The 9028-nt window shown below is 73.3% G+C and carries 10 protein-coding genes; 3 read left to right on the top strand and 7 right to left on the bottom strand.

Annotation, left to right across the window (positions count from 1 at the left end):
- The 4 genes from DVA66_RS13340 to DVA66_RS13325 form a co-directional block, all read right to left on the bottom strand.
- Nucleotides 1-1090 (bottom strand): glycosyltransferase (locus DVA66_RS13340; RefSeq protein ID WP_157973989.1); only part of this gene is annotated, 1090 nt, incomplete at its 3' end.
- Nucleotides 1091-1123: 33 nt separating this feature from the next.
- Nucleotides 1124-2020, bottom strand: coding sequence for a carbohydrate ABC transporter permease (locus DVA66_RS13335; RefSeq protein WP_114560528.1), 897 nt, complete (start codon nucleotides 2018-2020; stop codon nucleotides 1124-1126).
- Nucleotides 2017-3012 carry a carbohydrate ABC transporter permease gene (locus DVA66_RS13330; RefSeq protein ID WP_114560527.1) on the bottom strand — a complete coding sequence of 332 codons (996 nt, stop codon included), beginning with the start codon at nucleotides 3010-3012 and terminating at the stop codon, nucleotides 2017-2019. Before DVA66_RS13330 ends, DVA66_RS13335 begins: the two co-directional genes overlap by 4 nt.
- Nucleotides 3012-4298 carry an ABC transporter substrate-binding protein gene (locus DVA66_RS13325; protein ID WP_114560526.1) on the bottom strand — a complete coding sequence of 429 codons (1287 nt, stop codon included), beginning with the start codon at nucleotides 4296-4298 and terminating at the stop codon, nucleotides 3012-3014. Before DVA66_RS13325 ends, DVA66_RS13330 begins: the two co-directional genes overlap by 1 nt.
- Nucleotides 4299-4446: 148 nt before the next feature.
- Between DVA66_RS13325 and DVA66_RS13320 the strand changes: the two genes are divergently transcribed.
- From DVA66_RS13320 to DVA66_RS13310, 3 genes are read left to right on the top strand one after another with little or no spacing between them, the layout of a single operon-like run.
- Nucleotides 4447-5295: a phytanoyl-CoA dioxygenase family protein gene (locus tag DVA66_RS13320; RefSeq protein WP_114560525.1), complete on the top strand. Its 849-nt coding sequence runs from the start codon at nucleotides 4447-4449 to the stop codon at nucleotides 5293-5295.
- 43 nt (nucleotides 5296-5338) lie between these two features.
- On the top strand, nucleotides 5339-6040 hold the full coding sequence (locus DVA66_RS13315; RefSeq protein ID WP_114560524.1) for an AzlC family ABC transporter permease: 702 nt from the start codon (nucleotides 5339-5341) through the stop codon (nucleotides 6038-6040).
- Complete coding sequence (locus DVA66_RS13310; protein WP_114127943.1) at nucleotides 6037-6348, top strand: AzlD domain-containing protein; 312 nt, start codon at nucleotides 6037-6039, stop codon at nucleotides 6346-6348. The genes DVA66_RS13315 and DVA66_RS13310 overlap by 4 nt, the downstream gene beginning before the upstream one ends.
- A 25-nt stretch (nucleotides 6349-6373) precedes the next feature.
- Here the strand turns inward: DVA66_RS13310 and DVA66_RS13305 are convergent, their stop codons facing one another.
- From DVA66_RS13305 to rbfA, 3 genes are all read right to left on the bottom strand, one after another.
- On the bottom strand, nucleotides 6374-7264 hold the full coding sequence (locus tag DVA66_RS13305) for a bifunctional riboflavin kinase/FAD synthetase (RefSeq protein ID WP_114560523.1): 891 nt from the start codon (nucleotides 7262-7264) through the stop codon (nucleotides 6374-6376).
- Between the two features lie 131 nt (nucleotides 7265-7395).
- Complete coding sequence (gene truB, locus DVA66_RS13300) at nucleotides 7396-8292, bottom strand: tRNA pseudouridine(55) synthase TruB (protein WP_114560522.1); 897 nt, start codon at nucleotides 8290-8292, stop codon at nucleotides 7396-7398.
- On the bottom strand, nucleotides 8289-8825 hold the full coding sequence (rbfA, locus tag DVA66_RS13295) for a 30S ribosome-binding factor RbfA (RefSeq protein ID WP_114560521.1): 537 nt from the start codon (nucleotides 8823-8825) through the stop codon (nucleotides 8289-8291). Before rbfA ends, truB begins: the two co-directional genes overlap by 4 nt.
- Nucleotides 8826-9028: the final 203 nt, after the last annotated feature.

Raw genomic sequence — 9028 nt, 5'->3', positions numbered from 1 at the left:
CGGCCGGGAGCGGCTCGGGCCCGAGCCCGCGCCGGTGCAGCCGCTCGCCCCAGAACGGCTGGTCGGCCAGCACCGGGCAGACCAGGGCGGGACGTCCGGCGCGCAGCCCGGCGCCGGTGGTGCCGGCTCCGCCGTGGTGGACCACCGCACGCACCCGCTCGAAGAGCCAGTCGTGCGGGACGCTGCCGACCGCCAGCACGTGCGCGGGCCAGCCGTCCGGGTCCAGCCCGCCCCAGCCGGTGCCCACCACGGCCCGCAGCCCGGTCCGCGCCAGCGCCTCGCGGACCACCGCGGTGCGCTGCTCGCGGACCCGACCGAAGGCCATCGAGCCGAAGCCCAGGTACAGGTCCGGGCGCCCCTCGCCCAGGAAGGCGGCCAGCCGCTCGTCGGGGACGTAGCCGGTCGCCGCGTCGAGGAACCAGTAGCCGGTGACGTGCGCGGTCGGGGGGTAGTCGGCCGGACGCGGCACCAGCTGGGGCGAGAACGGGTAGAGGACGTGCCGCGGGCTGCCGTCGGGCTGGACCAGCTCGTCGTGCCACGGCGGCAGCGGTCGCAGCCCGAGACCGCGGCGGAAGTCGTTGACGACCGACACGTAGGCGCCGGCGGAGACCCGGCCGAGCCAGTAGGCCGCCGGCCAGAGCGGTCGCGGCGCGGCGGGGAGGAACGCCGAGCCGAAGGCGGTGGTCGGGGTGTACATCGGCAACGGCAGCGCTGCCACCGCCGGCACGTCGAGCTTCTCCGCGATGGAGGGCGGGGCGAGCGGTTTGGGGTGGTAGACGACGACGTCAGGCCGGAACTCCTGCGCCGCCGCCCACTGCCGGTCGAAGCTCTGGCGCATCAGCCGGGGGAACACCCGGGCCTGCGCGAGCGTGCTCAGCACCCCCGACGCGTTCGCCATCACCTCCCGGGTGGCCTGGTACAGCTCGTCGCCGAACCCCAGCAGCGGGACACCGGCGCCCTCGACCAGGCCGGCGAAGGAGTCGGCGGTGCACACCGCGACCTCGTGGCCGGCCCGCTGCAGCCCCCGCGCCAGCGCGACGTAGGGGCGGATGTCGCCCTCGGTGCCGTAGGTCGCGATCAAGACCCGCATGAGGCCGACGCTACGGCACCGCGCCCGCCGTGGTCAGCCCTTGAGCGCCCCCGCCCCGATGTTGGCGATGAGGTGGCGCGCGCCGAGGGCGAAGACGACGATGAGCGGGACGACGCTGATCAGCGCCCCGGCCATCACCATCCCGTACTCGGTGTTGTAGATGGTGTTGAGCGACTGCAGCGCGGTCTGCAGGGTCTGCCGCTCGGGGTCCACCAGCACGATCAGCGGCCAGACGTAGTCGTTCCACTGGGCGATGAAGGTGAAGATGCCGAGGAAGGCCAGCCCGCCGCGCATCATCGGCACCCCGACGAACCACCACGTCTTGAAGAACCCCGCGCCGTCGATCCGGGCGGACTCGATGAGGGAGTCGTCGATGGAGGAGCTGGCGATCTGGCGGAGCAGGAAGATGCCGAACGCGTTGGCCATGCCGGGGATGATGAGCGACTCGAAGCCGCCCACCCAGCCCAGCCGGGAGACGAGGATGAAGCTCGGCACCAGCGAGAGGCTGCCCGGCAGCAGGAACGTCACCAGCAGCACGACGAAGAGCTTGTCGCGGCCGGGGAAGCGGTACTTGGCGAAGGCGAACGCGGCGAGGGAGTCGAACAGCATCACCAGGACGGCCGAGGCGCCGGCCACGAAGACCGTGTTGAGCAGGGCGTCGAGCAGGTCGATGCTCGTCACCACGTCGCGGACGTTGGCCAGCAGCTGCCCGCCGAAGGTGAGCTTGGGCGGGTAGCCGAAGATCTCGGCCGTGGACTGGGTGGCCATCGCGACCAGCCAGTAGAAGGGGAAGATCGAGAGCAGCGCGGCCAGCACCAGGCAGACGTGGATGACCACGCGTCCGGCCCGGCTGCGGCGGACGATCGCGCGGTCGGCGCGCTGCTGGGTCGGGTCGCCCAGCCGGGCGGTGCCGAGGTCGGTGGTGCTCATCGGGCCTCCCCTCCCCGGCGGCGCCGTCGGTCGACCAGGCCCTCGCGGTCGCGGACCAGGCGCCAGTTGATGATGGCGAAGACCGAGGCCAGCACGAACAGCGCCCAGGCGATGGCCGAGGCGTAGCCGAAGTCGAACTGGGTGAAGGCCTGGTTGTACTGGTAGAGCACGATCGTCATGCCGGCCTCACCGGGGCCGCCGGAGTTCTCGTTGCCGCCGGCGTTGGCCAGCAGCACCTGCGGCTCGGTGAAGAGGCTGAGCCCGCCGATGGTGGAGGTGATGACGGTGAAGAGGATCACCGGGCGCAGCATCGGCACGGTGATCGAGACGAACTGGCGCCAGGTGCTGGCCCCGTCCACCTTCGCGGCGTCGTAGAGCTCGGTCGGGATGGCCTGCAGCCCGGCCAGGTAGATGATCGCGTTGTAGCCGGTCCACCGCCAGATCACCATGAGGATCAGGGTCAGCTTGATGCTCCAGCCCTCGGTGAGCCAACCCACCTCGGGCAGCCCGAGGCCGCGCAGCAGCCCGTTGGCCAGGCCGAAGCTGTCGGAGAAGACCGAGCCGAAGACGATGGCCATCGCCACCATCGAGGTGACGTTGGGCAGGAAGAACGCGATCCGGTACGCCCCCTTGAACCGGATGTTCTGGTGCAGCAGGAAGGCGATGAGCAGGGCGAAGAACAGCATCGGGACGGTCGAGCCGACCCAGATGATCAGCGTGTTGCCGACCGCGTTCCAGAACCGGGCGTCGCCGAGCAGGTACTGGTACTGGGCGAGGCCGACGAAGGTGATCTCGCTGGCGCCGTCCCACTCGGTGAGGGACAGGTAGAAGGAGTAGGCCACCGGGAAGAGGCCGAAGACGAGGAAGAGCACGTAGAACGGGGCGATCGCCACGTACTGCGGCCAGTACCGGGCGAGCACGCCGCGCCGGCGGGGGACGTCCTCGGTGCCGGCCCGGGCGGGCAGGGTCGCGGCCGAGCTGGTGCTCGCCATCAGATCACTCCTCGCTTCTCGAGCACCCGGTTGACCTCGGCGACGGCGGCCTCCCAGCCGGCCTCGGGCTCCTTGGCTCCGTTGGCGACCAGGGCCAGCTCGGTGTCGAAGGCCCCGGTCTTCGACTCGTGGGTGCTGATGAAGGTGGTCGGGACGGTCTGGGCGGCGGTGGAGAAGAACTCCAGGGGGTCCTGGCCGCCGAAGAAGTCGCTCTGCGGGTCCATCTGGCCGGTCTCGAAGGAGGCCGGGGTGGAGGGGAACAGCTGGACGTCGTTGTAGGTGCGCACCTGGTTCTCCGGTGACTGCATCCACTCGATCAGGGCGAACGCGGCCTCGGGGTCCTTGCAGGTGCGGGGGATGGCGACGAAGGAGCCACCGCTGTTGCCGGGCGGGCCGGGCTGGGTGGCGATCCGCCACTCACCGGCGGTGTCGGGCGCGGTCTCCTTGACCACCTGCGTCCACCAGGCGCCCTCGAGGTGGCCGGCCGTCCGGCCGCTGACCCAGCCGGCGTTCTGGTCGGTGGTGCTGGCGGCGTTGGCGACCACACCCATCTCGAGCGCCCGCACCGCCAGGTCCCACGCCTGGCGGACCGCGCTGCCCGGGCGGTCGAACAGCGGTCGGTCCTGGGCGTCGAAGAAGCGCTCGGCCGAGGAGTCGAGGAAGATGTCGAACAGCACCGTCGTGGTCTGCACCAGGGCGACGTCGGCGTCGCGGCGCAGCTTCGCGCCCAGCTCCAGCCACTCGTCCCAGGTGCGGGTGGCGGCGGAGACCTCCTCGGGTTCGGACGGCAGCCCGGCGTCGGCGAAGATGTCGCGGCGGTAGAAGAACCCGGTGGGTCCGATGTCGAGGGGGTAGAAGCGCAGCACGCCGGTCGGGGTGCGGCACAGGCTCCACTTCCAGGGGTAGAAGTCCTGCTCGTGGGCGTCGGCGCCCAGCTCGGCCAGGTCGAGGAACTGGTCCTCGCTGGGGAAGTACAGCGCGTTGTTGGAGTTGATGTAGGTCAGGTCGGGGATGTAGGACTGCGCGGCCAGGCTGGTGCGCAGCTTGGTGTCGAAGGTGGTGCCGATGTAGTCGGCGCGCAGACGCTTGGTCGTGCCGGGGATGTTCTCGGCCGCCTCGGCCAGCAGCTGCGGGCTGGCCGAGCGGTTCCACAGCCACAGCACGAGCTCGTCGGGGTCGGTGGACAGCGCCGTCCTGCCGGTGCAGGCGCTGAGGCCGCCGGCCGCGGCTGCGGCGCCGGCGGCTGCTCCGAGCCCGAGCAGGCGTCGTCGACTGAGGGGGTGCATCAGTACCTCTCACTTCGTCGTGAGCGGGGCCCTACCAGGTCGGGACCCGGTCGTGGTCGACAGCGTCGCACCGGCGTTGAGACGTGTCAACGACCTGGTCGGCCGGGCAGGGCTTCCGTCGCGGGGGGCGTCGGGGCAGGCTGGACGGGTGCTGACCTCCAACGGCCACGTGCTGGACGAGCGGCCGCACCGCCTCGGCGAGCTCGTCGCGGTGCCGGACGCCGAGCGCGGCGACCGCGACGCGCTGTGGGCCCGGCTGCGCGAGCACGGCTACCTGTTCCTGCCCGGTTTCCTCGACCCCGACGACGTGCGGGCCTTCCGGGCGCACTACTTCACCGCCCTGGCCGGGGTCGGCCTGCTCGACCCCGCCCGGGCTCCCGTGGAGGGCGTCGACGGCGGCGGGACGGTCGACCTGGCCGCGATGCGGCACGCGCTGTTCACCGAGGTGGTGCCCGGGCCGGCCTACGCCGAGTTCTGCCGCCAGCCGGCGATCCGGGACTGGTTCGGCTGGCTGTACGACGCCGAGACGCTCCTGCACCGGCGCAAGATCATCCGCCACCTCCGCCCGGGCGAGCGCGGGATCGGCACCGCCACCCAGGCCCACTACGACCTGGTCTACCTGCGCGAGGGCACCGACCGGCTGCTGTCGCTGTGGGTGCCGCTGGGCGACACCCCGCTCGAGGTGGGACCGCTGACCTACCTGGAGGGGTCGCACCACGTCTACGCCCGGGAGGAGGCCGAGGGGCGGGCCCGTCCCGCGGCGTCGATGACCCCCGACCTGCCGTCGCTGGCCGAGCAGCACGACACCCGCTGGCTGGTGGCCGGGCTGCGCGCGGGGGACGTCCTCGTGCACTCGCCCTACATCGTCCACGCCTCCCTGGACAACGTGGACCCCGGACGCCGGCTGCGGCTGTCCACCGACATCCGCTACCAGCGCGCCGGTGACCCGATCGACTGGCGCTGGCAGCAGCACTGGCACGACACCGACGGGCTCTGAGGCGGCAGCGCCCACCGTCGGTCGTCCGCACTACCCTGCTGCGGTGCCGCTCTCCCCCGTACTCCGCACCTCCCCGGCCGTCCGCGCGGGTCTCACGCTCGCGGCGGCCACCGGCGTCTACGGCGTCTCGTTCGGGGCGCTGGCCACCGCGGCCGGGCTGTCGGTGCTGCAGACCCAGGCGCTCAGCCTCCTGATGTTCACCGGCGGCTCGCAGTTCGCCTTCATCGGGGTGCTCGCCGGCGGCGGTGGCGGCGCGGCGGCCACCGCGGCGGCGTCCCTGCTGGGGGTGCGCAACGCGCTCTACGCGGTGCAGCTCAACGCCCTGCTGGCCCCGCGCGGCTGGGCGCGTCGGCTGGCCTCGGCCCAGGTGACCATCGACGAGTCGACCGCGATCGCCACCGCCCAGGGCGACCGGGAGGAGCAGCGCCGCGGGTTCTGGGCCGCCGGTCTGGGGATCTTCGTGCTGTGGAACCTCTTCACCCTGGTCGGCTCGCTGCTGGGCAGCGCGATCGGCGACCCCCGGGTCTGGGGTCTGGACGGGGCCGCGGTGGCGGCCTTCCTCGGCCTGCTGTGGCCCCGGCTGAAGGGGCGCGACCCGGTCGCGGTGGCGGTGGTCTGCGCCGTGGTGACCGTGGTCGCGGTGCCGTGGCTGCCGCCGGGGATCCCGATCCTGGCCGCGGCCGCCGTCGCGGTGCTGCTGCACCTGCTGCTGCGCACGCGGGACGCCCGGGGAGGTCGACGATGACGCTGTGGGGCTGGATCCTGCTGGCCTGCGTGATCGCGTTCACCACCAAGCTGCTGGGCTGGCTGGTGCCGGCCGAGCGGTTGCAGCGGCCCTGGCTGCTGCAGGCGGCGGGGACGCTGACCGTCGGGCTGCTGGCCTCGCTGACCATCCTCAACGCGGTCGCCGACGGCCAGCTGCTGCGCCCCGACGCCCGCCTGGTGGCGCTGGCGGCCGCGGCCCTCGCCCTGGTGCTGCGGGCGCCGTTCATCGTGGTGGTGGTGGCCGGGGCGGCGGCCGCGGCCCTGGCCCGGCTGGCCGGGATGCCCTGAGTGCGGGCGTCCGGCCGTCCCGGGCTCAGATGCCGAGCACCTCGCGGATGGTCGCCACGTCGGCGCGGATCTGCACCACCAGGTCGTCCATCCCGGTGTAGCGGACCTGCCCGCGCACCCAGGCGGTGAACTCGACGTCGACCTCGACCCCGTACAGCTGCAGGTCGGTGCGGCCGATGACGTTGGCCTCCACCCGGCGCTGGACGCCGTCGAAGGTGGGGTTGGTGCCGACCGAGATGGCGGCGGGGTGGCGTCCGGCGTCGGGGCCGCTGCGGGCGGTCAGCCAGCCGGCGTAGATGCCGTCGGCGGGCACGGCCATCGACTCGGGCACCAGCAGGTTGGCGGTGGGGAAGCCCATCTGGCGGCCGCGCTGGTCGCCGACCACCACCGTCCCGCTGAAGCAGTACGGACGTCCCAGCAGCGCGTTGGCCGTGGCGAGGTCACCGGCGGCCAGGGCGGCGCGGATCCGGCTGGAGGAGGCGGGCGCCTCGTCGGCGCGGTGCAGGGCTACCGCGTCCACCTCGGCCACACCCCGGAGCAGCTCGCGGAGGGTGTCGGGGGTGCCGGCGGCCCGGTGGCCGAAGGTGAAGCCCTCCCCCACCAGCACCCGCACCGGGTCGAGGGGACGCAGCACCCGGTCGACGAACTCCGCGGGCGACCAGTGCGAGACCTCGGTGCTGAAGGAGACCACGACGACCTGCTCGGCGCCGGCCTCGCGGAGCAGCCGCTCCCGCTGCGAGGGGTCGGTCAGCAGCTTGGGCTCCCGGCCGGGCCGCACCACCGAGACCGGGTGCGGCCAGAACGTCACGGCCACCAGCCGGGCGCCGGGTTCGCGGAGCCGGGCCTGCTCGAGCAGCCACCGGTGGCCGGTGTGCACGCCGTCGAAGTTGCCGATCACGACGACCGACCTGCTCATCCGTCTCCCGTCCCCGGGCGCCGCTGCGGTCCACGACGCGTCCGGGGTCTCACTGTAGCCACCGGGGACGGTGCCTCCCGACCACGGGAGGCGGTCCCGCCGGGGTGGCGGCTCCCGACCGCGCCCGACGGTCAGACGAAGACGGCCTCGGCCACCGCGGCCCGGCCGCGCCGGCGGTAGAGGGCGAGGAACCGGCCGTCGGGGTCGAACAGCGCGGTCAGCTCGGCCGGCAGCTCGAGGTCGAGCCGGCGTCCGAAGCCGACGTCGGTGGCCGCGGCGGCGTCGAGGTCGACCGCGGGGAAGCACTCCCGGGCGACCTCGTCCAGGCCGAGCACCGGCAGCGGCTCGGGCGCCGGGTCGAGGACCGTGGCGCGGGCCAGGTCGAACGGGCCGACGAAGGTGCGCCGCAGCCGGGTGAGGTGCCCGCCGGTGCCGAACCGCGCGCCGAGGTCGCGGGCCAGCGCCCGGATGTAGGTGCCCGAGCTGCACTCCACCTCGACGTCGACGTCGAGCACCGCGACCTCCGCGCCGTCGACCGCGGCCACCGCCGTCCGGGCCGCGACGGCCGCGAAGGAGTGCACGGTGACGTCGCGGGCCCGCAGCTCGACGTCCTCCCCCGCCCGGACCAGCGCGTAGGCACGGCGGCCGTCCACCTTGACCGCCGAGACCGCCGTGGGCACCTGGGAGATCTCGCCGGTGAAGTCGGGCAGCGCCGAGCGCACCTGCTCCAGGGTGAGGTCGCCGGCACCGGCCGCGCCGGTCGGGTCGCCCTCGGCGTCATCGGTGACCGTGGTCTGGCCGAACCGGATGGTGGCGGAGTAGCCCTTGCGGCCCCGCATCAGGTGGCCGAGCAGCCGGGTGGCTCGGCCGATGCCGACCACGAGCACCCCGGTGGCCATCGGGTCGAGGGTGCCGGCGTGGCCGACCTTGCGGGTGCCGGCCAGCCGGCGCACCCGGCCGACCACCTGCTGGGAGGTCAGCCCGGGCGCCTTGTCGACGACCAGCACACCGGAGGAGGGCGGGCTCACCGGGTGGCGTCGTCCTCGTCGTCGACCAGCTCGTCGTCGACCAGCTCGTCGTCGACCAGCTCGTCGTCGGCCGGCTCGCCGTCGGCGGCCAGCTCGTCGTCGTCCTCGTCCTCGGCGACCCGCGGCTTCTTGTACGGGTCGGGCTCGCCGGCGTAGGTGGCACCGGCGGCCCGGGCCGCCACCGCGGCGTCGCCGGAGCGGGCCTCGGCCAGGACGTCCTCGAAGTGGCGGGCCGCCTCCGGCACGGCGTCCTCGACGAAGACCAGCGACGGGGTGTGGCGCAGCCCCAGCTGCTTGCCGATCTGGGAGCGGATCAGCCCGGTGGCCGAGGCGAGCGCGGCGGCCGTCCCGGCCCGTTCGGCCTCGGAGCCGTAGACCGTGTAGAAGACGGTGGCGTCGCGGCTGTCACCGGTGAGCCGGCAGTCGGTGACGGTGACGAAGCCGAGCCGCGGGTCCTTGATCCTGCGCTCGAGCATCTGCGCGGTGATGACCTTGATCTGGTCGGCGAGCTTGAGCACTCGGGGTGAGGGCATCGTTCCTCCTCGGGTCGGTTCCGCCCCGGTGGCGGACGGTTCAGCCTAGTCGTTGCGGCGGGCGGAGACGCCGACGGCGCACCCCCGGGTGGGGGTGCGCCGTCGTCGCTCGGGGACCTCGGTCAGTCGCGGGGCTTCTCGCGCATCTCGTAGGTCTCGATGATGTCGCCGATCCGGATGTCGGAGTAGTTGGCGATGGTCAG

Source organism: Desertihabitans aurantiacus (assembly GCF_003344635.1).
In the GTDB taxonomy this organism is placed as follows: domain Bacteria; phylum Actinomycetota; class Actinomycetes; order Propionibacteriales; family Propionibacteriaceae; genus Desertihabitans; species Desertihabitans aurantiacus.
Note: the sequence above shows the minus strand (reverse complement) of the source record. Positions and strands in the feature narration are given on the sequence as shown.